Here is a 21,698-nt window from a genome sequence, read left to right on the forward strand (position 1 = left end):
TTGATGGTGTCCTTCAGCTGCAGAATCTCGCCGCGCACGTCCACGGTGATCTTCTTGGACAAGTCGCCGTTCGCCACGGCGGTGGTCACGTCCGCGATGTTACGCACCTGCGAGGTCAGGTTGCCCGCCATCGAGTTCACCGAGTCGGTCAGATCCTTCCAGGTACCCGCCACGCCTGGCACGTTCGCCTGGCCGCCCAGTTTGCCTTCGGTGCCCACTTCGCGTGCCACACGCGTCACTTCCGAGGCGAACGAGGAAAGCTGGTCCACCATCACGTTGATGGTGTTCTTCAGTTCGAGAATCTCGCCCTTGGCGTCCGCGGTAATCTTCTTCGACAGGTCGCCGCGCGCCACGGCGGTGGTCACTTCCGCGATGTTACGCACCTGGCCGGTAAGGTTGGAGGCCATGAAGTTCACGTTGTCGGTCAGGTCTTTCCAGGTACCGCCGACGCCCTTCACATGCGCCTGTCCGCCCAGTTTGCCTTCGGTACCCACCTCGCGCGCCACGCGCGTCACTTCCGATGCGAACGAGTTCAGCTGGTCCACCATCACGTTGATGGTGTTCTTAAGTTCGAAGATTTCGCCGCGCACGTCCACGGTAATCTTCTTCGACAAGTCGCCGTTTGCCACCGCGGTGGTCACGTCCGCGATGTTACGCACCTGCGCGGTGAGGTTGCCCGCCATCGAGTTCACCGAGTCGGTCAAGTCCTTCCAGGTGCCCGCCACGCCGGGCACGTTCGCCTGTCCGCCGAGCTTGCCTTCGGTACCCACTTCACGGGCCACGCGGGTAACTTCCGATGCAAATGCATTGAGCTGGTCCACCATCACGTTGATGGTGTTCTTGAGTTCAAGAATCTCGCCCTTGGCGTCTGCGGTAATCTTCTTCGACAAGTCGCCGTTTGCCACGGCGGTGGTCACGTCTGCAATGTTGCGCACCTGGCCGGTGAGGTTACCGGCCATCGAGTTCACCGAGTCGGTCAAGTCCTTCCAGGTACCCGCCACGCCCGGCACGTTCGCCTGTCCGCCCAGCTTGCCTTCGGTACCCACTTCACGCGCCACGCGCGTCACTTCCGAGGCGAAGGAGGAAAGCTGGTCCACCATCACGTTGATGGTGTCTTTCAGTTCGAGAATCTCGCCCTTCACGTCCACCGTGATCTTCTTGGACAGGTCGCCACGCGCCACGGCAGTGGTCACTTCCGCGATGTTACGCACCTGGCCCGTCAGGTTGGACGCCATGAAGTTCACATTGTCGGTCAGGTCTTTCCAGGTGCCGCCCACGCCCTTCACCTGCGCCTGGCCGCCCAGCTTGCCCTCGGTACCCACTTCGCGCGCCACGCGCGTCACTTCCGATGCGAACGAGGAGAGCTGGTCCACCATGGTGTTGATGGTGTTTTTCAGTTCGAGAATCTCGCCCTTCACGTCCACCGTGATCTTCTTCGACAGGTCGCCGTTGGCCACCGCGGTGGTCACGTCGGCGATGTTTCGCACCTGGCCGGTCAGGTTACCCGCCATCGAGTTCACCGAGTCGGTCAGGTCTTTCCAGGTACCTGCCACGCCTTTCACCTGCGCCTGGCCGCCCAGCTTGCCTTCGGTGCCCACTTCGCGCGCCACGCGCGTCACTTCCGATGCGAAGGAGGAAAGCTGGTCCACCATGGTGTTGATGGTGTCTTTCAGCTGGAGAATTTCACCCTTGGCGTCCGCGGTAATCTTCTTCGAGAGGTCGCCGTTTGCCACGGCAGTGGTCACCTCCGCGATGTTGCGCACCTGCCCGGTCAGGTTGGACGCCATGAAGTTCACGTTGTCGGTCAGGTCTTTCCATGTGCCGCCCACGCCGGGCACGTAGGCCTGGCCGCCGAGCTTGCCCTCGGTACCCACCTCACGGGCCACGCGCGTCACTTCCGATGCAAACGAACGCAGCTGGTCCACCATGGTATTGATGGTGTCCTTCAGCTGCAGAATCTCGCCGCGCACGTCCACGGTGATCTTCTTGGACAAGTCGCCGTTCGCCACGGCGGTCGTCACGTCCGCGATGTTACGCACCTGCGAGGTCAGGTTGCCCGCCATCGAGTTCACCGAGTCGGTCAGATCCTTCCAGGTACCCGCCACGCCCGGCACGTTCGCCTGTCCGCCCAGCTTGCCCTCGGTACCCACTTCGCGCGCCACGCGCGTCACTTCCGAGGCGAAGGAGGAAAGCTGGTCCACCATCGTATTTGCAGTGGACGCGGCACGCAGGAACTGGCCCTTGAGGGGCCGGCCGTCGACGTCGAGTGCCATGGTCTGCGACAAGTCGCCCTTCGCCACCGCGCCGATCACGCGCGCCATCTCGGTCGTGGGCCGCACGAGGTCGTCGATCAGGGTGTTGACGGACTTGACGATGGTGGCCCATCCGCCGGCCGCGCTCGGCACCGACGCGCGCTGGGTCAGGCGACCCTCGCGGCCTACCACGCGGCTGACCTCGGTCATCTCGCGGGTCAGCTGCTCGTTGGCTTCCATGATGTCGTTCAAGGTGTCGGCAATCTTGCCGGCCACCCCCGTCAGGTCCGACGGCATGCGCGTCGAAAAGTCCCCCTTCTTCAGGGCTGTCAGCACGCCCAGCAAAAGCTTGGCGTCCAGTTCATCCCTTAACTCTGTCCTGGTGTCCATCATGAGTCTCCATCTGCGATTTCATCAGTCGCTATATTTAAGAACCTGTCCGCCGTCGCCATCCGGCCGGAGCGCACACGGCACCCCTGCCGCCGCGGCACGGTGCCGCGCGGATGAGTGCCGATTTTCCGTGGATCCGAACGATTATTTACGCAGAAAAGGACGCCGGGCGAAAGCGTTTCAAATAGCTATTTCCAAAAAGAAATTCAAGGGCTATTGTGGTCTAAACGCCATGCGCGGGCAATAAAGGGAAATAGCCCTGCTCGAGCTACCGAACAGACTCTTGAGAATTCTCAAACCGCTTTGCAGGGATGCAACGCGGCAGGCGTTGCTCACTCGTGTGGAGTATCGACAGGAAGCGGCTTGCCACGTCGCGCCGCAAGCGGACGTTTGGGCGAGGCGGCAGCCTTTTTCAGGTTGTCCGATGCCCTGCGGTCCATGATGACGGGGACGCTGCCCTCGCCGTCGAGTCGCTTGGCCGCGCCATTGATCTCGGCCGGCGGCAGGGGGACGGAGATGGTCAGCGCCGTGCCCGACTCCGGTGCGGTCTCGATGGACAATTCGCCGCCGAGGTTGCTGATGCGCTCCTTGATGCCGACCAGCCCGAATGAATTTGCCTTGCGCCGGCAGCCGGGGAAAATGCCGACACCGTTGTCGGCGACCGACATGAGAAGCCGGTCGCCGGTCTTGTGCAACTCGATCCGCGTGCGCGTCGCGCGCGCATGGCGAAACACGTTGTTGAGCGATTCCTGGAGGATGCGGAACAGGGCGGTGGCGCGGTTGTCGTCGACCACCACTTCCGCTTCGGGCATCACCAGTTCGCAGGCGATGCCGGTGCGGCGCTGGAATTCCTTGACCTGCCATTCGATCGCCGCATTCAGGCCGAGGTCGAGCACGGTCGGGCGCAGGTTGTTGATGATCGCCCGCATCGCCTTCATGGTGCTGTCGATGTGCTCCAGCACCGCATGGACCTTCTTGTTGAGCTTGGGATGGGTGCTGCCGGTACGCGCGTGCAGCATCGCGATATCGATCCGCAGCGCGAGGAGGTTCTGCCCCAGCTCGTCGTGGATCTCGCGCGCGATGCGCTTGCGCTCGTCTTCCTTGATCCGCTCCTGGTAGCTGGCCAGCTCGCGCAGTTCTTCCTGCGACTGGCGCAGCGCTTCTTCCGCCTGCCGGCGCTCGTTGATGTGGTCGAGATCCTGCTTGCGCTGTTCCTGGAGGTCGCGGTTCAGCTTTTCCAGCTCCAGCTTCTGGCGCTGCAGCTGGAGGTTGTTGCGCGCCAGTTCGACGAACACCGATACCTTGGTCTGGAGGATCTGCGGGATGATGGGCGTGAACAGGTAGTCCACCGCGCCCTTCTGGTAAGCCTTGAGCCGGTTCATCTCGTCCGCGTAATGGGCGGTGATGAAAATGATCGGGACCGACGCGGAACGCGGATGGGAGTGGATCGCCTCCGCCGTCTCGAAACCATCCATGCCCGGCATGCTGACATCGAGCAGGATGACGGCGAAGTCATTGTTGAGGACATGCCGCAATGCCTCCTCGCCGGAACGCGCGGTCATGACCTTGTAGCCGCTTCCGTCCATGTCAAGCAGGCTCGCGAGGGCGAGCAGGCTTGCGGCGTCGTCGTTGACCAGCAGGACTTTGGGTGTAAACACGGCTCTGTTTCGGTCTAGGCTGAAAAAAAGCGGCCCGGTTGCCGCCCCTCGCGCAATTGCTGCGTCCTGACGCGCGCTGCTGGGGGCCCGTAGGCCGCTTTGACTGTTGCTGATTGCCGGAAGGCTGTTAATGCCGCCTGTCCGCCTCCCGTCTTGACTTGCCCGGCGGCAGGCACGCGTCCCGGGCGTTTCGTTTCAATGTATCACAGATAAGCGAAGCCGGCTGCGCAGTGCCTGCACAGCCGGCCTATGTACAACGCTTTAGCGTGCACGACGGCAACACATCATGTTCCGCCGAGTGTGTCGCGCCGTTGAGAAAGATCAACCTTGATGTGCGGCAGCGTGTTGCGCGGCCTGCGGTCTGGATATTTCCAGCCATTTCCGGATCCGGCCCGCGTCGGCCAGTCGGGAATCCTTGCCCTTCGAATCCAGGAAGACCATGACCACCGGCCGGCCTTCGATGCGCGCCTGCATGACCAGGCAGCGTCCGGCCTCGGCGATATAGCCGGTTTTCTGCAGGCCGATCTCCCAGCCGGGGTTCATGACGAGCCGGTTGGAATTCATGTAATTCAACTGGTATCCGCCGGCATTCACCGCGTAGCGCGGATGGGTCGAATAATCGCGGATGACCGGATACTGGTAGGCCGCCACCACCAGCTTGGCGAGGTCGCGCGCGCTGGCGACGTTGTGGCTGGAGAGGCCGGTGGAATCGACGAAATGCGTATCCTTCATGCCCAGAGCCCTTGCCTTGGCATTCATCGCCGCGACGAAGGCCGGCAGCCCGCCGGGATAATGGCGGCCAAGCGCGGACGCGGCGCGGTTCTCGGAACTCATCAGCGCGATGTGCAGCATGTTCGCGCGCGTCATCTGCGAGCCCACGCGCAGGCGCGAGCTGCTGTTCTTCTCGCGGTCAATGTCATCGGAGGTCACTTCCAGCACTTCATCCATGTTCTGACGCGCCTCGACCACGATCAGGGCGGTCATCAGCTTGGTCAGCGAAGCGATGGGAAGGGAAAAACTGGCATTCTTTTCAAACAGGACCTGGGATGTCGCCTGGTCGATCACGAAGGCGGCGTTGGATTTCAGCGCCAGCGGGTCGCGCGTCTGGTGCAGGCCGGCCATATCGCCCGCGGTCAGGACCGGACCGGCGGCAGGGGCAGAAGGAGCAAAGGAAGCACGCTGGAACGCGGCCTTGGGCTGGGCAACGGCAGCGGATTTCTTTTCCGGCGTTGCGCGCCTGGCTACCGTCTTCGACTTGGAGGTGGCCTTGGCGGCCGAGGGTGCAGAACGGCGCTGGGTAGTTGCTTTTGCTTTCCGGGGGGAGGCCTTCTTCGTCGACTTGGCGGACTTGGCCGCCTTGGTCGACTTGGCCGACTTCCCGCCGGTCGCCGCCTGCGATGCAGGGGCCGCCACGGCCAACGCTACACACGTCAATACGATTCCCAGCGCTGACCTGAGCATCTGCACTCTCCCTAATTCTTGCAAGCCGGCATTATATCTTGCAGTCTAGCAAAAAAGTGAAATTCGGCAAGCGAATTAGGTAGTTAGCGCATGAAATTAAACAATTTTCTTATCGATAATTGAGTTTTCGCAATGGAGGGTTCCGCCCTGCAACCCATCAAAGGCTGCAAGGCGGGGGAGGCGGCGGGTCTTATTCGACGAACTTGGTGAATGCCGAGACGGGCACGCGCTCCGTCACCAGGCTGTTTTCAATCTTGTCCGGATCGGCAAAGCCGAGCGACATGCCGCAGACGACCATTTCGTTTTCCGGCAGCGCCAGTTCCTTCGCAATGATCCTGTGGTACCGGGTGAATGCGGCCTGCGGGCAGGTATCGAGGCCGCGTCCGCGCGCGGCCACCATGATGTTCTGCAGGAACATGCCGTAGTCCAGCCACGAGCCCGTCTCCAGGACGCGGTCGATGGTGAAGATCATGCCGACCGGCGCATCGAAGAAGCGGTAGTTGCGGCCGTGCTGGGCATGCATGCCGGCCTTGTTGTCGCGGCTCAGGCCGAGCAGGGTGTAGAGGTCCCAGCCGACCTTGCGGCGGCGGTCGATGTAGGGCGCGACCCACTCGCGCGGATAGTAGGCGTACTCCTCGGTATGCTCCTTGGCCGCGCAGGGATCGTTGTGGGCCCGCAGGATCTCGCCGGACAGCCTCTCCCTGGCCGCCCCGGTCAGCACGTACACTTTCCAGGGCTGGCAATTGGTGCCGGAAGGCGCGCGCGATGCGACGTCGAGGATGGCCTCGATATCCTCGCGGGCGACGGGGGTCGGCAGGAAGGCACGGATCGAGCGGCGCGAGGTGATGGCCGCGTCGACAAACTTTTGTTCGCTGGATTCGATCATGTTCAGACCGCGATGGCTTGCAGAACCGCGCGCATCGGTTCCGGAATGGCGGCCGGACGGCGCGACTCGCGGTCGACATAGACGTGGACGAAGTGACCCTGTGCCGATGCCGATTCTTCGCCCTCGCGGAAGATGCCGACTTCGTAGCGCACGCTGGAATTGCCGAGCTTCGTCACGCGCAGGCCGGCGGTGACGGGCTCAGGAAAGGCAACCGAGGCAAAGTAGTTGCACTGGGTCTCGATCACCAGCCCGATCACCTTGCCGTGCTCGATGTCGAGCACACCGCTGGCGACCAGGAACTGATTCACCACCGTATCGAACCAGCTGTAGTACACGACATTGTTGACGTGTCCGTAGGCATCGTTGTCCATCCACCGCGTGGTAATGGCATGGAAATGTTTGAAGTCACTGCGTTTCTTCGCTTCCGGTCGCATTGTTCACTTTCTCACTACAAGAGCCACTCCAATGACGGCCAGCACCATGCCGAGCATGCCCACGATGCTGAACGCCTCCCCGAACATCACCCACGCCATGACAGCCGTCGTCGGCGGGGTCAGATAAAGCAGGCTGGTCACCTGTGTCGCCGCGCTCTTGCGGATGAGCGCGAACAGCAGGAAGATCGCGCCGATCGATAGCGCGAGGATAGACCACAGCAAGGCGCCGATGAAGTTCGGCGTCCATTGCACATTGCCCAGGCCGGCATCCAAATTCTCGAATGCGATCGCGAACGGCAACACCACCGCGATGGAGGCGGCAAACTGGATGACCGTTCCGGTGCGCAGGTCGAAGCTGGGGCAATAGCGTTTCTGGTACAGGGTGCCCACGGTGATCGAGAGCAGCGCGAAGACGGTCAGCGCAATGCTCTGCCATGATAAGCCGGCCGCGGAAATCTTGTTGGCAACCACCAGCGCGACGCCGCAAATGCCGAACACCAGCCCGATCCACTGCCGGCCGCGCACCCGCTCGCCGACCAGCGGCGCGGCGAACGCCGTCAATATCGGCTGCAAGCCGACGATCAGCGCAGTCAGCCCGGCCGGCATGCCGATCTTGATCGCACACCACACGCCGGCGAGATAGCCGGCCTGGACCAGCACGCCGGCCACCGCGATGTGCCCCATCCTGCCCACCGGCCACGGCGCCTTCATCAGCCACACCAGCGGCAGCAGGACGATCAGCACGCCGGCAAAACGCAGCAGCAGAAAGGTCAGCGGCTCGGCATACGGCAGGCCGAACTTGGCGACGATGAAGCCCGTGCTCCAGATGAGCACAAAGACAAAAGGCATGGAAGACATCCAGGGGCTTTGCGGGCGATGTTCTTCAACCCGGGAACCGGTTCGGGTGGCGCGTGCGGCAGCGGTCATGCGTGATCTCGGCAATAGGTGGCGGCGATGCCGATAGTCTGGACATGCACGGCCACAGTGTCTTGGATGTTCTTGCCGTAACCGCCCGCCATCGTCACCGCGACCGGGATGCCGCGCCGCTGCGCATGGCCGAGCACGAGACGGTCGCGCGCGGCCAGGCCGTCCATCGACAGTTTGAGCCGGCCGAGGCGGTCGCCCTCGTGCGGATCGGCACCGGCGAGATAAATGATGAGGTCGGGCATGAAGCGCTCGAACATGGCGGACAAGGCCTGCCCCAGTGCGGCGAGGTAAGCGTCGTCGCCGGTGCCGTCCGGGAGGGCGACGTCGAGGTCGCTGCACTCTTTCGAGAACGGAAAGTTGTTCTCGGCATGCAGCGAGAGCGTGAAGACGGAGTCGTCGCGCGCGAGGATGGATGCGGTGCCGTTCCCCTGGTGCACATCCAAATCCACGATGGCCACGCGGCGCGCCTTGCGCTCGGCCTGCATCAGCCTGGCGGCGATCGCGGAATCGTTGAATATGCAGAATCCTTCGCCCTTGTCGGCATACGCGTGATGCGTGCCGCCGGCGAGGTTGGCGGCGACACCGGCATCGAACGCTGCGCGGCAGGCGGCGATCGTCGCCCCCGTTGAACGGCGAGAGCGTTCCACCATCTGGGGCGACCACGGGAAGCCGATGGCCTTCTGTTCCGCCGGCGCGAGGAGCCCGGCGGATACGCGGTGAATATAGTCGGGATGGTGCGCCAGGGCCAGCACGCCGTCGGTTGCAGCCGGGGCTTCGTGCACCTCGAGCGCCGGCACCGCCCTCACCGCCCCTTCCCGCACGAGCCGGTATTTCTGCATCGGGAACCGGTGGCCCTCGGGGAGCGGCAGCACAAAATGGTCGCTGTAGAAGGCTTTCACGATTGACGCTTGCGTAAGGTGCGGAGGAATGAGTCTAACATGCACCGCAATGCAACAAAAATTTACACGGCTCGACAAAAATTAGTTCTATAAATCAATAATTTGACGCAGATGCGGCTTTTTGGTGCTCCGCAACAAAAATTGTTGACACGGCAAAATTTCTCCTTAAAATACGAATTGTTGCGACGCACAAAAGAAACATGGTGGATGCGTCGTCCCGTTTGTTGACCAATCACTGTCCTCTTTAGGAGCCGAACATGTTTGCAATTCCCGAGCAATTCTCCGCTGCGTCCAAAGCCAATTTCGAAGCGCAGTTGTCCCTGCTCTCCGCCCTGACCAACAAGGCATTCGAAGGCGTGGAAAAGGTTGTCGACCTGAACCTGAACGTGGCGAAGGCTTCCCTGGAAGAGTCCAGCGCCGCCGCCAAGCAATTCCTGGCCGCCAAGGACGCGCAAGAGTGGCTGACCCTGGCCGCCGCGCAAGCGCAGCCGAACGCCGAAAAGGCACTGGCCTACGGCCGCCACCTTGCAGGCATCGCTTCCGGCGTGCAGGCTGAATTTACCAAGGCTGCCGAAGCACAGATCGCCGAGACCAGCCGCAAGGTGCTGGAACTGGTGGAAGAAGTGTCGAAGAATGCGCCGGCCGGCTCCGAGAACGCCGTTGCCGTGCTGAAGACCGCGATCGGCAATGCCAACGCCGGCTACGAGCAGCTGAGCAAGTCCGCCAAGCAGGCTGTCGAAACCCTGGAAGCCAACCTGAACACCGCGGTCGGCCAGTTCACCCAGGCAGCGCCGAAGGCCACCCGCGCCGCCAAGAAGTAAGCTTGCTGCAGTAAAGCTCCGGTACCCAAGTTTCCTCCTCTTCAGGTACCGCTTCGAATGCCCTGGACTCCAGGGCATTTTTTTTGCCTAGCGGCTTCCCTTCGCAATTGCGCGCGCCAGCACGATCACCGGGACGAAGGCAATCATCACGATGGTGAACGCCGGCAGCGCGGCCTCGCCGAGGCGCTCGTCCGAGGCGAGCTGGTGCGTGATCACGGCCAGCGTATCGAAATTGAAGGGGCGTACCGTCAGCGTTGCCGGCAATTCCTTCACCACATCCACGAACACGAGCAGGCCGGCGGTCAGCACGCTGCGCCACAGCAGGGGCGCATGCACGCGCAGCAGCATCGCGCCAAGGCCGTGGCCCAGTGTGCGGGCACTGGCGTCCATGCTCGGCGTGATCTTCAACAGCCCCGCCTGCACGCTCTGGTAGGACACGGCGAGGAAGCGGACAAGATAGGCATAGACCAGCGCCACAACGCTGCCGGTCAGCAGGAAACCGACGCCGCGTTCGGCGCTCCAGGCATCGAGCCGGGATAGCGGGATCAGGATGCCGACGGCAATGACAGCGCCCGGCACTGCGTATCCCATGCTGACCACCCGGTTGCATGCCGCCTGCAGTCCGCTTTTCGTCACGCGTGCGGCATATGCAAGCAGGATGCAGATCAGGACAGCGATGAAGGCCGTGACGCCGGCAAGCAGCACACTGTTGTTCAACCATTCCACATAACGCGCACTGAATGCAACCTCGTCTTCGCGCAGCATGAGCCGCAGCAGGATCGCCAACGGGATCACGAACCCGAGCAGCACCGGCACCGCGCAGAACAGCGTCGCACCCCAACCGCGCGATCCGCGCAAGGGCATGGGCAATTGCATCTTCGTGCGGCTGCCTACCGCGTAATAGCGTGCACGCCCGCGGCTTTTCTGCTCGAGGAGCATCAGCACCGTGACCGCGAGCAGCAGCACCGCGGCCAGTTGCGCGGCCGCCGTGCGGTCGGAGAAGGTGTACCAGGACTTGTAGATACCGGTCGTGAGCGTCGGCACGCCGAAATAGGCGACCGCGCCGTAGTCGGCCAGCGTTTCCATCAGGGCCAGCGCAATCCCGGCGACCGCGGCCGGCCGCGCCAGCGGCAGGCTGACCTTCACGAAGGCGCGCCACGGCCCGAGGCCGAGCGTGCGCGCCGCATCCCACATGCGCGGGCTGCGCTCCAGGAAGGCGTTGCGGGCGAGCAGGTAGACGTACGGATACAGGACCATCGCGAACAGGATGCCCGCGCCGCCGACCGAGCGGATCTGCGGGAACCAGTAATCGCCCGCCTGCCAGCCGAAGGCCGCGCGCAGGGTCGACTGCACCGGGCCGGAAAACTGCAGGAAGTCGGTGTACGCATAGGCGACCACATAGGCCGGCATCGCCAGAGGCAGGACCAGCGCCCATTCGAAGATCCGCTTGCCCGGAAACTCGAACACCGCGACCAGCCAGGCGCACCCTACCCCGCCTGCGCCAGCAAGCACGGCGACGATCGCGGCAATGGCCAGGCTGTTGAGCACATATTCCGGAAGGACCGTGGACCAGAGATGGGCGAAGGTCGCCCCCGTCCCCGCGTCCGCGCCTGCCAGCAGATTCGACAGGACGCCGAGGATGGGCACGCCCACCAGGATCGCGACCGCAAGCGATGCGATCAGCAATACCTGGCTGCTGCCCTTGCACCAATGGCAAGGGCGCAATGGGGGATTACGCATGGAATTCCACTATATGGTGTACGGTTTCTGTGAATGAGAATTATAATCAATATCGAATTACGCTCATGCAATTAATAGCACCCCACACCGCATACAGCACCGCCCATGAATGCACCGTTCCCGCTTCACCGCCATTTGAACGTCGAGTCCATCAAGGTCGGGTATCCGGTCGGCCGGCATGTCCAGGAGATCGTGCATGGTCTGACCTTCGCGCTGGCGCGCGGCGAGATCGGCTGCCTGCTGGGTCCATCCGGCTGCGGCAAGACGACCGTGCTGCGGGCAATCGCCGGCTTCGAGTCGCTGCTGGGCGGTCGCATCTCGCTGGGCGGCCGGGAACTGAGCCGGACCGGCTTTACCGCTTCTCCGGAGACCCGCCAGGTGGGCGTGGTGTTCCAGGACTATGCCTTGTTCCCGCACCTGTCGGTCTGGGACAACATCGCATTCGGTCTGCGCAAGCTGACGATGGCCGAGCGCAAGGCGCGCGTCGACAAGCTGCTGTCCCTGGTCGGCCTGGGATCGCATGCCCGACTCTACCCGCATGAGCTGTCGGGCGGGCAGCAGCAGCGGGTGGCGCTGGCACGCGCCCTCGCACCACGGCCGGACCTGCTGTTGCTGGACGAACCGTTCTCCAACCTCGACGTCGACCTGCGCGAGCGCCTGGCGCTGGAAGTGCGCGACATCCTGAAGGAACTCGGCACCACCGCCGTGCTCGTGACGCACGACCAGCACGAAGCCTTCGCCATCGCCGACCACATCGGGGTGATGCAGAACGGCGAGATCGTGCAATGGGATACCGCGTACAACTTGTACCACAAGCCCGGCAACCGCTTCGTTGCGGACTTCATCGGCCAGGGCGTCTTCACCCCCGGCATCATTGATCTGCCGAACCAGCAGGTAAACATTGAACTGGGCACCCTGCCGCTGTGGCAGGGCGTGGATGTCTGCGACACGGACCAGAAGGATGCGCACCAGGTCGACGTGCTGCTGCGCGCCGACGACGTGATCCACGACGACGGCAGCCCGCTGCAGGCCGAGGTGGTGCGCAAGGCATTCCGCGGTGCGGAGTTCCTGTATACCTTGAGGCTGCCGAGCGGACAGATGCTGCTTGCCCTCGTCCCCTCCCATCACAACCATGCGATCGGCGAGAAGATCGGCATCCGCCTGGGCGCTGACCACGTCGTGACCTTCCCGGCAGAAGGCCAGGCCTCCGGCAGCTGACGCGATCAGACGGGCTGGTACTCGGCCTGGAAGCGGTCGAGCCCTTCCAGCATGCGGGCAAACGCAGCTTCCACCTGTGCCGGCTCGCCCTTCACACCCAGTTCGATGTGGCGGCGTATCGTCGCATCGCCCACGCTTGGCAGGCTGAACACTTTCACCTGCGGGAACTCGGCCTCGATCGCCTCCATCATCGGCGTGAGCGTCGACTCGGCCTGGCCGAATACCAGCACCGCTTTCTCCAGCCGCGCGACCTTGCGGAACAGGTGGGAATGGTAAGTATCGAGCGCCCATTCGATCATGGGCCACGCCATGACGGGAAAGCCCGGCACGAAATAATGCGCGCCGGCCCCATGGTGGACCGCGAAGCCGGGAATCTTGTTGTACGGGTTGGGGATGATGGAGGCGCCTTGCGGGAATTCGCCCATCTTGAGGCGGTGCGCGTTTTCCGCCGCGTCGAGATCCGGCTGCCGCCCTTCTTCGCGCGCGACGTCGGCGATCCGCTCCTGGATCCTCAGCTTCGCTTCGGGATGCAGTTCCAGCGGCACACCGAGTGCCGCCGCTGCGCACTGGCGGGTATGGTCGTCGGGCGTGGCGCCGATGCCGCCGCAGGAAAACACGATGTCGTCGCTCGCGAAACTGCGCTTGAGCACGGCGGTGATGCGCTCGCGGTCGTCGCCCACGTACTCCGCCCAGGAGAGTTGCAGGCCGCGCGCCGCAAGCAGTTCCACCACCTTGGGGAAATGCTTGTCTGTCCGCTTGCCGGAGAGGATTTCGTCGCCGATGATAATCAGTCCGATGGCCATGGATGGTCCCGATTGGCAAAAGCGCATTATGCCGCAGCGCGAAGAATCCGGCTGTTCAGTTGATGTCCTTGATGCGCGGCCCGGCGACCGGCGCGAGGGCGACGGCGCGATGCGCGGCGAGCGCTTCCAGGCAGTAATGCTGGAACCACAGTCCGGTGAACACGAAGACCAGCACATAGAGCCAGATCGCGCCCGCGGCCAGCAGCGGAAAGAACACCACCGACAGCGCGCCGCCCAGCCAGAGCAAGGTCGGCGCCGCGCCCATCGCACCGGCGACGGCGCCGATCGACAGCAGCGGCCAGCGATGGATGCGCATGAGCTCGCGGATTTCCTGCGCGTCCGCATGCTCGGCGAGGGCATCGTAGGCCATCACGCGATAAGTCAGCCATCCCCACAGCGCCGGCTGGATGACGAAGGTCAGCGGCGGGAAGAAGGACAAGGGCAGCGTCAGCAGCCATAGCACGATGAACACGATGAAGGAATAGGTCGCGATCCACAGACTGCCGGCGAGACTGCCGCCACGCCGCTTTTCGACATCCGGATAATGGCGGCCGCCGACATGGCGCACGATCATGGGCATGGCGAGCACGCCGACGAAGATCAATGCGGTCAGGATCATCAACGGCAGCAGCACCCACATGGCGATGAACGGCACGAGCACGATGGCAAGGTTGCCAAGCCCGAACCAGTCGAGCACATCGGCCGCCACGCCGAAGCCGTCGCTCGCCTGGAACCAGGCGTGCAGCCAGTCGATCATCGGCTGCAGCCCGAGCCACAGCAGCACGCCCCAGATCGCCACCGACACGACGAAGGGCATGACGGTCAGCAACAGCATCCGGAAATGCAGTTGCGACAATACGGCGCGCCCGAAGGCGACCAGTACCGGCCGCATCAACGCGGCCTCCTTGCAAGATGTTTCATCCGATTCATTTGCGGTTTGTCATGGGGTGAACGCGATGATAACGCGCAGTGGCGCTTTCATGCCGGCGCAATGTCTAAACCGGCATGTTCCTCATCCAGATCTTCCTGCCGCTTTACGACAACGATGGCAACGCGCAGCCGCAGGCGCTATTCGGACAGGTGCGCGATGAATTGATCGCCCGCTTCGGCGGCTTGACCGCCCACTCCCGCTCGCCGGCGCACGGGCTGTGGCAGGAGCAGGACGGCGCTACCGTGCGCGATGATCTCGTGGTGTACGAGGTCATGGCCGACAACATCGACGAGGCGTGGTGGCCGACCTTTCGGCAAAGGCTCGAGCAAGGTTTCAGACAGGAATCGATTGTGGTGCGCGCTCTCACTATCCGACTGCTGTGACGCCCGGCTGCTAAAATGCTGCTCGTGTCAACCAGTCAATAAAGGAAAAACATGTCCACCACCATGACGGCCTCCGGCCTGCAATACGAAGACATCAACGTCGGCACCGGCGAAGAAGCAAAAGCCGGCCAGCACGTGAGCGTGCATTACACGGGCTGGCTGCAGAATCCGGACGGCAGCGCCGGCCGCAAGTTCGACTCCAGCAAGGATCGCAACGATCCCTTCGATTTCCCGCTGGGCGCCGGCCATGTAATCAAGGGATGGGATGAAGGCGTGCAGGGAATGAAAGTCGGCGGCGTGCGCAAGCTGATCATTCCGGCATCGCTGGGCTACGGCGCGCGCGGCGCGGGTGGCGTCATTCCGCCGAACGCGACCCTGATCTTCGAAGTGGAACTGTTGGGCGTCTGAGTTTTATTTTTCCTGCGGGAATCCAGCTTCCCTGGAGCAGTGTTACGATGAACGCCGGTGCCGTTTCCATGCGGCACTGGACCGTTCAACACCCGCTCCAGGCTTCATGTTCAAGAAACAATTCCTTCTCGCTGCAGTCTGCGCAGCGATCCTCGTATCCACTTCCGGTTGTGCAGTGATCAGTGTGGCGGGTGCCGCGGCGACCGTCGCGGGCACCGCAGTCAGTGTCGGCGTGACCGCGGGTTCGCTTGCCGTCAAGGGCGTGACAGCCGTCGGCGGCGCGGTGATCGGCGGGGACGATGACGAGGACTGATCACCAGTCCGACATCAATGCCAGCAAGACCAGCTTTTCGAATTCCGGCGCGAAGCGCTTGATGATTTCGTGCGGGTCGCTCGCGATCGCATCGTCGGTCACGAGGCCGAACTGCACGCCGCCGTTGTAGCTCAGGATCGATACCCCCACCCCGATGTCGCCGGATTGCGGCACCCAGAACATGATCTGGTCCAGCTTGCTGCCGGCCAGGTAAAGCGGCGCCTGCGGACCGGGTACATTGCTCATGACCGCGGTGGCCTTCCTGGCGAAATAGTTCTGGATTTCGTTCTGCATCTGTTTGGGCGTAGCGCCCAGCACGCCCAGCACCGCCATCGCCACCAGCGCCTGGTAGCCACCCTTCAGTTCGTCCATTCGCCGGCGCACTTCGTTCAGGCGCGCGACCGGATCTTCGATCCCCACCGGCAGGACCAGCGGCACCAGTCCGAACGCATTGCCCAGTTTCTGCTCCTTGCCCGCCTTGCGCAGGTTGACCGGCACCATCGCGCGCAGCTCGGTATCGGCCGGCACCGTGTCGCCCTTGTCGCGCAGGTAGGCGCCGATGGCGCCGGCAACACTGGCCATCAGCACGTCGTTGACCGAACCGCCGAGCGCCTTGCCGACCACCTTGATCTCATCCAGCGGCAAGGGCTCGCTCCAGGCCACATGCTTGGCGCCGCGCGGCGCACCTTTCAGGCGCGTGCGCGAATCGTCGGGCATCGCCATCAGCTTGACCGCATCCAGGGTCAAACGTCCGGCCATGCCGCCCATGTCCGCCATCCTGCCGGGCAGCTTGTTGGAGTCGGCCATCATCCACATGGTCTTCGTCCATAGCGCGGTGGACAGGTTGATTGCGGTGATGGTGGTCTTGGTGACCGGACGCATCAGGTCCAGCCACGGATTGTCCTCTTCCGGCAGGAGCGGTTCTTCCTGCTCTTCGTCCGCGCCTTCGGGCGTCCTGTCGAACATCGACAGCAGCACCCCGACCAGCGCCATGCCATCGGCGATGCAGTGGTGGATGCGGATGATCACGCCCTGGCGCGTCTTGCCGTCCTCTCCGACGCAGTTGTCGACGATATGCATCTGCCACAGCGGTCTGGAGAAATCGAGCGGCGTGCCGGACAGTTCGGCGACCATGCGCTCGAGCGCCTTCTTGTTGCCGTCGCGGCCTGCGTCCGGAAGACTGGAGCGGACGATGTGGTAATCGAGGTCGATCTCTTCCTGCTGCCACCACGCGCTGCCCGTCATGTCGCGGGTGACGCGGCTGCGAAAGCGGCTGTACTTGAGGAAGCGCGTCTCCATCGCGCGGCGGAAGCGCTGCATGTCGAGGGGCCTGTCGAACATCAGCACGGCGACGATCATCATCAGGTTGCCGTCTGAATCCATGCGCAGCCAGGCGGTATCGACGGTGGACATCTTTTCGCGGCGCAGGGCCGGCACGGCTTCGGACAACATCGAGAATCCCCTCTAGAGCTTTTCTTCTTCGGCTGTTTTTTCTATGTTATTTTGGTCGGCATCTTGTGCATTCGACCAGCACATTTCCCACGACACTAACACAGCATCTGACAGGAGAAAAGCATGAGCCTGCAAAGTCAATTCGACCAGGCAGTCGCCGATTCGAAGAACCTTCCGGAGCGTCCGGACAACATGACCCTGCTGAAGATCTACGCCCTCTTCAAGCAGGCCAGCACGGGCGATGTCGACGGCAAGCGCCCGGGTTTCACCGACATGGTCGGCCGCGCGAAGTACGATGCGTGGGATGCGCTCAAGGGCACGTCGCGTGACGACGCCATGCAGCAATACATCGATCTGATCAACGGCCTGAAGGGCTGAAGGAAGCCGGCAGAAATCATCCGAAGCCGGCAGGATTGCGAGGAAGGTGTTCAGGCTTTTGCGCCGAACACCTTTTTCATTTTGGCGGCGACCTTTTGCTCAATGGTGGGCGCGAAGGCCTTGAACAGGAAGCCGAGGCTGATCTCGATGTGCGCCTCCGAGTCCGACACCGTGAGCTTGCCGCTTACGCCGCTGCGCTTGAACTTGAGCACGTCGCCTTCCCATTCGGCGTTCATCTCGTACTCTTCGGCGATCTGGTCGGCCACCTTTTGCGCGGCGGCCTTCGCCTTCTTGTGCGGCAGCTTGTGTGCCTGGGTGATTCTGATATCGGCCATGCCTTATCCCTTGGTCAAAACCTCGGGATTAAGGATATTCGGAGGATTGCTGCCAGTCAACGCAGCGATGAGGTTGGCTGCGGCGCAGTTCGCCATCGCGCGCCGCGTCGGCTCGGAGGCGCTGGCGATGTGCGGCGTCAGGACGACGTTGGACAGCGTCAGGAAGGCCGGGTCGAATGCCGGCTCGTTCTCGAACACGTCGAGCCCGGCGGCAGCGAGTCGGCCCGCGCGCAGGGCGACGATCAGCGCCGCGTCGTCGACGATGCCGCCGCGCGCGATGTTGACCAGCGTCGCGCTCGGTTTCATCATCGCCAGCTCGACGGCGCCGACGATGTGATGGACCTGCGGCGAATACGGCAGCGCCAGGATCAGGTGGTCGGCGCTGCGCAGCAGTTCTTCCTTCCCCACGTACTGCGCGTTGTTGGCGCGGGCTTCCAGGGCTGGCTCCAGGCGCGTGCGGTTATGGTAGATGACCTTCATGTCGAAGCCCATCGAACGCCTCGCGATTGCCTGTCCGATACGGCCCATGCCGAGGACACCCAGCGTCGCCCCGTGCACGTCGGCGCCAAGGAAAGTATCGTAGCGCCATTTCTGCCACTTGCCGGCACGCAGCCAGTGCTCCGATTCCGTCACCCGGCGGGCAGTGGCCAGCAGCAGCGCCCACGCGAAGTCGGCCGTGGTTTCGTTCAGCACATCCGGCGTGTTGGTCACCATGATCCCGGCTTGCGTGGCGGCGGCGATGTCGATGTTGTTGAAGCCCACGGCCATGTTGCACACCGCCTTGAGCGACGGGTTGGCGGCGAGCACCTCGGCGGTGATGCGTTCGCTCGGCGTGGTGAAGATACCGTCCTTGCCCTGCACCTTTTCTGCCAGCTCGGCAGGCGACAGGATGCGGTCGTCCTGGTTCGCCTCGACCTCGAAGTACTGTTCGAGTTGTCCGATCACATCGGGAAACACCGCGCGTGTCACAAGTACCTTGGCTTTTTCCATCGCGTCACATGAAGAAGATGAGGGTCATCACGACAAACAGCGGAACGAGCACCGCACACGACCAGGCCATGTAGCCGAAGAAGGATGGCATCTTGATGCCGCGCTCTTCCGCGATGGCCTTCACCATCAGGTTGGGCGCGTTGCCGATATAGGAGTTCGCGCCCATGAACACCGCGCCGCAGGAAATCGCAGCCAGGGTGCTTGCGAGTGTGGTCGTCAGTACGGCCGGCTCGCCGCCGGCTGTATTGAAGAATACCAGATAGGTCGGCGCATTATCGAGGAAGGACGAAAGCAGGCCCGTGGCCCAGAAGTACATGGCGTTGATCGGCTGCCCGTTGCCGTCGGTCACCGCGCGAACGACGGCGGAGAACGCACCCGCCTCGCCTGCGCGCAGCATGGCGATGACCGGGATGATGGTGATGAAGATGCCGGCGAACAGTTTGGCGACTTCCTGGATCGGGCCCCAGGAGAATTCATTCCCCTGGCGCGCTTCCCTGGGTGTAAGCCTCAGCGAGACGAAGATCACCGCGCCCAGCAGCAGGTCGCGCATCAGGTTCTGCAGTTCGACTTCGGTGCCCAATACGCCAAAGGAAACACCCGGCTTCCAGAGGCCGCTCATCAGCACCAGGCCGACGATGGCGGCGAGCAGGAAGAAATTGGACTTCCCTTCGAAGCGGATGGAACCGAGCGGCGCGGATCCTATCGGCGCACCGAACTCCTTGTTGTAGTAATGCCGGTCGAGCACATAGAAAATGGCGTGCAGCGCGGCGCACAGGAACAGCGTCTCCGGGAAGATATTCGTAAGCGTCCAGAAGAAGCCGACGCCCTTCAGGAAGCCGAGGAACAGGGGCGGATCGCCGAGCGGCGTCAGGGAACCGCCGGCATTCGACACCAGGAAAATGAAGAAGACGACAACGTGGACCGCGTTCTTGCGGTTGCTGTTGGCGCGGATGACCGGACGGATCAAGAGCATGGATGCGCCGGTGGTCCCCATCACGCTGGCCAGCAGCGTGCCCAGCGCCAGCAGCCCGGTATTCAGCGCCGGCGTGCCGTGCAGCTCGCCGCGCACGCAGATACCGCCGGCCACGACGAACAGCGCGGTCAGCAGGATGATGAACGGAATGTATTCGGCCACGAATGCATGGACAGTGCCGCCGGCCGCCGCCTGCGGACCGAAGAAAGCGGCAAAGGGCAGCAGGAAAGCGAGCGCCCATGCCAGCGTCACCTTGCCGAAGTGATGATGCCAGAACACCGGCGCAAACAAGGGGAAAAGCGCGATCGAGAGCAACAGGCCGGCGAAGGGCAGCCCCCACCAGCCGGACATCAGGCTGCCGTCGATATCCGCCGCGCGGGCAAGGGTCGGAAGGAGCGCTGACGCAACACCGGTCAGGCCGACAAGGATCCTGTTTTTCACTTCTCGTCTCGGTTTTGTTGGAGGACGGACATTGTAGCTTGGAAACTATGAGCGATTTTCGCCCATCAGCTCCTATCAGCTGTCTCGTACCAGAATGACATGCACGCGGTACGGTCCATGCGCGCCGAGGACAATGGTCTGTTCGATGTCGCCGGTCCGCGAGGGGCCGGAGATGAAGTTGACGGCACGCGGCATGTCGCTGCGTTCTTCTCGTGCAAGCGCGAAGGCGTCTTCCATATGGGCGACGATGCGCGAGGCCGGAACGATGGCGATATGCGTTTCCGGAAGCAGGCTGGCGGAGGACCATGTCTGCGGTCCCGACATCAGCATCAGGCTGCCCGTTTCAGCCACGGCGCAAAAGACGCCGGTGATGCCGACCAGGTCTTCGTTGCGCGGACGGCGGAATTCCACCTGCATGCCGTCCCGGCTCCAGTCCAGCTTGTCGAGCGTCTGCCAGGCGATGGCATGGCGCGGCACGCCCAACTCGTCGAGATAGCGCGCGACTGCGCCGGGTACCGATGCCATATCGGCAACGTCGGCGACCGTATCGGACATGCGCACCGCCTGTTGCCGGAAATGCGTGAGCAGATCGGTGCCGACAGCCGGGCGCGGCCCGCGGGAGTGTCCGGAAATATAGTCGCGCACCGCATCCAGCTCGGCCTTCGTCGGTTCGGCGGGGCGGTTCTGTGCCTGGCGGATGCGGCGGAAGATGGCGTTGCGAGCGGCGGACGTGTCCATGTTGATCCCTTGATGACTGGGTTCGCAGTCTACCGGAATCGGATCAGTGCCTCGCCGCACCCGCGCTTGATTTAATTTCAAATGCGCATCGCAAATTATTCATCCTCGGACACAAACCGACGGTTGCATTGCCGATTCGCTTACAAGCCGCGCCGCTGCATGCTGTCGGATGGCACGGCCTGCATTTGCTTATTCATAAACTGTATAAGTCTGGTTTGTTAGAAACACCCGCTTGTCTTAAAATACAAGGCTTTGCAGCGGGTTGTCCGTTTCGGTTGCGCCCCGCGGCCGTCTGCGCCACCCCGGCTTCAAATCAGATCCAGTTTCAGAAAAATCCACAGATAGGACTGTTATGACTCACGTTGTGACCGAATCCTGCATCCGCTGCAAGTACACCGACTGCGTCGATGTATGCCCGGTAGATTGCTTCAGGGAAGGCCCGAATTTTCTTTCGATCGATCCGGATGAGTGCATCGATTGCGCAGTGTGTGTCGCCGAATGCCCGGTGAACGCCATCTATGCCGAGGAAGACGTGCCGGCGGACCAGCAGCACTTCATCAAGCTGAACGTCGAGCTGGCGCGCAAGTGGCCGTCGATCACCAAAACCAAGGACCCGCTGCCTGACGCCGATGAGTGGAAAGACGTCAAGGACAAGCTGAACGAACTCGCGAAGTAAAGGCGCCGGGCACCGCCGCCCGCCGGCACGGGCCCTCCTCCTCCCTCCCGCCCCGCACATCACGCAAGCCACAAGCGTTTCCAGGTTCCCCTGCTGAAAGTGTGGGGGCGCCTTGGACACTGTCCTCCGGTGTCGTACCACGACCGACAGATATCCGGCGAAATGTGTACACGTTCCGAACCGGGACAAGG

The 21,698-nt window shown here is 62.8% G+C and carries 22 protein-coding genes; 7 read left to right on the forward strand and 15 right to left on the reverse strand.

Annotation, left to right across the window (positions count from 1 at the left end; genetic code table 11):
• The 7 genes from VFF99_RS00910 to VFF99_RS00940 form a co-directional block, all read right to left on the reverse strand.
• Positions 1 to 2,642: HAMP domain-containing protein (locus tag VFF99_RS00910; RefSeq protein WP_325014121.1), on the reverse strand; the 2,642-nt coding region annotated here is incomplete at its 3' end.
• Between the two features lie 332 nt (positions 2,643 to 2,974).
• Positions 2,975 to 4,300, reverse strand: coding sequence for a response regulator (locus tag VFF99_RS00915; RefSeq protein ID WP_325014123.1), 1,326 nt, complete (start codon positions 4,298 to 4,300; stop codon positions 2,975 to 2,977).
• A 321-nt stretch (positions 4,301 to 4,621) separates the two neighbouring features.
• A complete protein-coding gene (gene pbpG, locus VFF99_RS00920; protein WP_325014125.1) occupies positions 4,622 to 5,761 on the reverse strand; it encodes a D-alanyl-D-alanine endopeptidase in 1,140 nt (379 codons plus the stop codon).
• 190 nt (positions 5,762 to 5,951) lie between these two features.
• Entirely contained in the window at positions 5,952 to 6,647 is a 696-nt protein-coding gene (locus VFF99_RS00925; RefSeq protein WP_325014127.1) for a nitroreductase, read from the reverse strand.
• A 2-nt stretch (positions 6,648 to 6,649) separates the two neighbouring features.
• On the reverse strand, positions 6,650 to 7,081 hold the full coding sequence (locus tag VFF99_RS00930) for a thioesterase family protein (RefSeq protein WP_325014128.1): 432 nt from the start codon (positions 7,079 to 7,081) through the stop codon (positions 6,650 to 6,652).
• Between the two features lie 3 nt (positions 7,082 to 7,084).
• Entirely contained in the window at positions 7,085 to 8,008 is a 924-nt protein-coding gene (locus VFF99_RS00935; protein WP_414691486.1) for a DMT family transporter, read from the reverse strand.
• Positions 8,005 to 8,907, reverse strand: a complete 903-nt coding sequence (locus VFF99_RS00940) for a histone deacetylase (RefSeq protein ID WP_325014131.1) — start codon at positions 8,905 to 8,907, stop codon at positions 8,005 to 8,007. Before VFF99_RS00940 ends, VFF99_RS00935 begins: the two co-directional genes overlap by 4 nt.
• Before the next feature lie 257 nt (positions 8,908 to 9,164).
• On the opposite strand from VFF99_RS00940, the gene phaP reads away from it, so the two are divergent.
• Positions 9,165 to 9,728 carry a TIGR01841 family phasin gene (gene phaP, locus VFF99_RS00945; RefSeq protein ID WP_325014133.1) on the forward strand — a complete coding sequence of 188 codons (564 nt, stop codon included), beginning with the start codon at positions 9,165 to 9,167 and terminating at the stop codon, positions 9,726 to 9,728.
• An 87-nt stretch (positions 9,729 to 9,815) separates the two neighbouring features.
• Here phaP and VFF99_RS00950 read toward each other — a convergent pair whose 3' ends face one another.
• Complete coding sequence (locus VFF99_RS00950) at positions 9,816 to 11,468, reverse strand: iron ABC transporter permease (protein WP_325014135.1); 1,653 nt, start codon at positions 11,466 to 11,468, stop codon at positions 9,816 to 9,818.
• A 105-nt stretch (positions 11,469 to 11,573) separates the two neighbouring features.
• Between VFF99_RS00950 and VFF99_RS00955 the strand changes: the two genes are divergently transcribed.
• Entirely contained in the window at positions 11,574 to 12,686 is a 1,113-nt protein-coding gene (locus VFF99_RS00955; RefSeq protein WP_325014136.1) for an ABC transporter ATP-binding protein, read from the forward strand.
• A 5-nt stretch (positions 12,687 to 12,691) separates the two neighbouring features.
• Here VFF99_RS00955 and VFF99_RS00960 read toward each other — a convergent pair whose 3' ends face one another.
• Positions 12,692 to 13,489, reverse strand: coding sequence for a competence/damage-inducible protein A (locus VFF99_RS00960; RefSeq protein WP_325014138.1), 798 nt, complete (start codon positions 13,487 to 13,489; stop codon positions 12,692 to 12,694).
• Positions 13,490 to 13,544: 55 nt separating this feature from the next.
• Entirely contained in the window at positions 13,545 to 14,381 is an 837-nt protein-coding gene (locus VFF99_RS00965) for an EI24 domain-containing protein (protein WP_325014140.1), read from the reverse strand.
• Positions 14,382 to 14,494: 113 nt separating this feature from the next.
• On the opposite strand from VFF99_RS00965, the gene VFF99_RS00970 reads away from it, so the two are divergent.
• The 3 genes from VFF99_RS00970 (at position 14,495) to VFF99_RS00980 (ending at position 15,524) form a co-directional block, all read left to right on the forward strand.
• Entirely contained in the window at positions 14,495 to 14,803 is a 309-nt protein-coding gene (locus VFF99_RS00970) for a hypothetical protein (RefSeq protein ID WP_325014142.1), read from the forward strand.
• A 51-nt stretch (positions 14,804 to 14,854) separates the two neighbouring features.
• Positions 14,855 to 15,211, forward strand: coding sequence for an FKBP-type peptidyl-prolyl cis-trans isomerase (locus VFF99_RS00975; RefSeq protein ID WP_325014144.1), 357 nt, complete (start codon positions 14,855 to 14,857; stop codon positions 15,209 to 15,211).
• 106 nt (positions 15,212 to 15,317) lie between these two features.
• Positions 15,318 to 15,524 carry a hypothetical protein gene (locus VFF99_RS00980; protein ID WP_325014146.1) on the forward strand — a complete coding sequence of 69 codons (207 nt, stop codon included), beginning with the start codon at positions 15,318 to 15,320 and terminating at the stop codon, positions 15,522 to 15,524.
• Here VFF99_RS00980 and VFF99_RS00985 read toward each other — a convergent pair whose 3' ends face one another.
• Positions 15,525 to 16,976, reverse strand: coding sequence for a wax ester/triacylglycerol synthase family O-acyltransferase (locus tag VFF99_RS00985; protein WP_325014147.1), 1,452 nt, complete (start codon positions 16,974 to 16,976; stop codon positions 15,525 to 15,527).
• 123 nt (positions 16,977 to 17,099) lie between these two features.
• Here VFF99_RS00985 and VFF99_RS00990 point away from each other — a divergent pair, with 123 nt between their 5' ends.
• Positions 17,100 to 17,354, forward strand: coding sequence for an acyl-CoA-binding protein (locus VFF99_RS00990; RefSeq protein ID WP_325014149.1), 255 nt, complete (start codon positions 17,100 to 17,102; stop codon positions 17,352 to 17,354).
• A 50-nt stretch (positions 17,355 to 17,404) separates the two neighbouring features.
• Here VFF99_RS00990 and VFF99_RS00995 read toward each other — a convergent pair whose 3' ends face one another.
• The 4 genes from VFF99_RS00995 to VFF99_RS01010 form a co-directional block, all read right to left on the reverse strand.
• Positions 17,405 to 17,689 (reverse strand): polyhydroxyalkanoic acid system family protein, encoded by a 285-nt coding sequence (locus VFF99_RS00995; RefSeq protein WP_325014152.1) that lies wholly within the window; start codon positions 17,687 to 17,689, stop codon positions 17,405 to 17,407.
• 3 nt (positions 17,690 to 17,692) lie between these two features.
• The gene (locus tag VFF99_RS01000) at positions 17,693 to 18,679 is read right to left on the reverse strand and encodes a D-glycerate dehydrogenase (RefSeq protein ID WP_325014154.1); all 987 of its coding nucleotides are present in this window, start codon (positions 18,677 to 18,679) and stop codon (positions 17,693 to 17,695) included.
• Between the two features lie 4 nt (positions 18,680 to 18,683).
• Positions 18,684 to 20,093, reverse strand: coding sequence for a sodium:proton antiporter (locus VFF99_RS01005; RefSeq protein WP_414691487.1), 1,410 nt, complete (start codon positions 20,091 to 20,093; stop codon positions 18,684 to 18,686).
• A gap of 75 nt (positions 20,094 to 20,168) precedes the next feature.
• On the reverse strand, positions 20,169 to 20,831 hold the full coding sequence (locus VFF99_RS01010; protein WP_325014156.1) for a lactate utilization protein C: 663 nt from the start codon (positions 20,829 to 20,831) through the stop codon (positions 20,169 to 20,171).
• 352 nt (positions 20,832 to 21,183) lie between these two features.
• Here VFF99_RS01010 and fdxA point away from each other — a divergent pair, with 352 nt between their 5' ends.
• Positions 21,184 to 21,507, forward strand: a complete 324-nt coding sequence (gene fdxA / locus VFF99_RS01015) for a ferredoxin FdxA (RefSeq protein ID WP_325014159.1) — start codon at positions 21,184 to 21,186, stop codon at positions 21,505 to 21,507.
• Positions 21,508 to 21,698: the final 191 nt, after the last annotated feature.

The organism is Noviherbaspirillum sp., from assembly GCF_035654295.1.
Classification (GTDB): Bacteria; Pseudomonadota; Gammaproteobacteria; order Burkholderiales; family Burkholderiaceae_D; genus Noviherbaspirillum.

Coding starts and splice junctions, on each gene's coding strand:
- pbpG (WP_325014125.1), bottom strand. CDS start 5,761: ATGCTCAGGTCAGCGCTGGGAATCGTATTGACGTGTGTAGCGTTGGCC.
- VFF99_RS00925 (WP_325014127.1), bottom strand. CDS start 6,647: ATGATCGAATCCAGCGAACAAAAGTTTGTCGACGCGGCCATCACCTCG.
- VFF99_RS00930 (WP_325014128.1), bottom strand. CDS start 7,081: ATGCGACCGGAAGCGAAGAAACGCAGTGACTTCAAACATTTCCATGCC.
- VFF99_RS00935 (WP_414691486.1), bottom strand. CDS start 8,008: ATGACCGCTGCCGCACGCGCCACCCGAACCGGTTCCCGGGTTGAAGAA.
- phaP (WP_325014133.1), top strand. CDS start 9,165: ATGTTTGCAATTCCCGAGCAATTCTCCGCTGCGTCCAAAGCCAATTTC.
- VFF99_RS00950 (WP_325014135.1), bottom strand. CDS start 11,468: ATGCGTAATCCCCCATTGCGCCCTTGCCATTGGTGCAAGGGCAGCAGC.
- VFF99_RS00955 (WP_325014136.1), top strand. CDS start 11,574: ATGAATGCACCGTTCCCGCTTCACCGCCATTTGAACGTCGAGTCCATC.
- VFF99_RS00960 (WP_325014138.1), bottom strand. CDS start 13,489: ATGGCCATCGGACTGATTATCATCGGCGACGAAATCCTCTCCGGCAAG.
- VFF99_RS00965 (WP_325014140.1), bottom strand. CDS start 14,381: ATGCGGCCGGTACTGGTCGCCTTCGGGCGCGCCGTATTGTCGCAACTG.
- VFF99_RS00970 (WP_325014142.1), top strand. CDS start 14,495: ATGTTCCTCATCCAGATCTTCCTGCCGCTTTACGACAACGATGGCAAC.
- VFF99_RS00975 (WP_325014144.1), top strand. CDS start 14,855: ATGTCCACCACCATGACGGCCTCCGGCCTGCAATACGAAGACATCAAC.
- VFF99_RS00980 (WP_325014146.1), top strand. CDS start 15,318: ATGTTCAAGAAACAATTCCTTCTCGCTGCAGTCTGCGCAGCGATCCTC.
- VFF99_RS00985 (WP_325014147.1), bottom strand. CDS start 16,976: ATGTTGTCCGAAGCCGTGCCGGCCCTGCGCCGCGAAAAGATGTCCACC.
- VFF99_RS00990 (WP_325014149.1), top strand. CDS start 17,100: ATGAGCCTGCAAAGTCAATTCGACCAGGCAGTCGCCGATTCGAAGAAC.
- VFF99_RS00995 (WP_325014152.1), bottom strand. CDS start 17,689: ATGGCCGATATCAGAATCACCCAGGCACACAAGCTGCCGCACAAGAAG.
- VFF99_RS01000 (WP_325014154.1), bottom strand. CDS start 18,679: ATGGAAAAAGCCAAGGTACTTGTGACACGCGCGGTGTTTCCCGATGTG.
- VFF99_RS01010 (WP_325014156.1), bottom strand. CDS start 20,831: ATGGACACGTCCGCCGCTCGCAACGCCATCTTCCGCCGCATCCGCCAG.
- fdxA (WP_325014159.1), top strand. CDS start 21,184: ATGACTCACGTTGTGACCGAATCCTGCATCCGCTGCAAGTACACCGAC.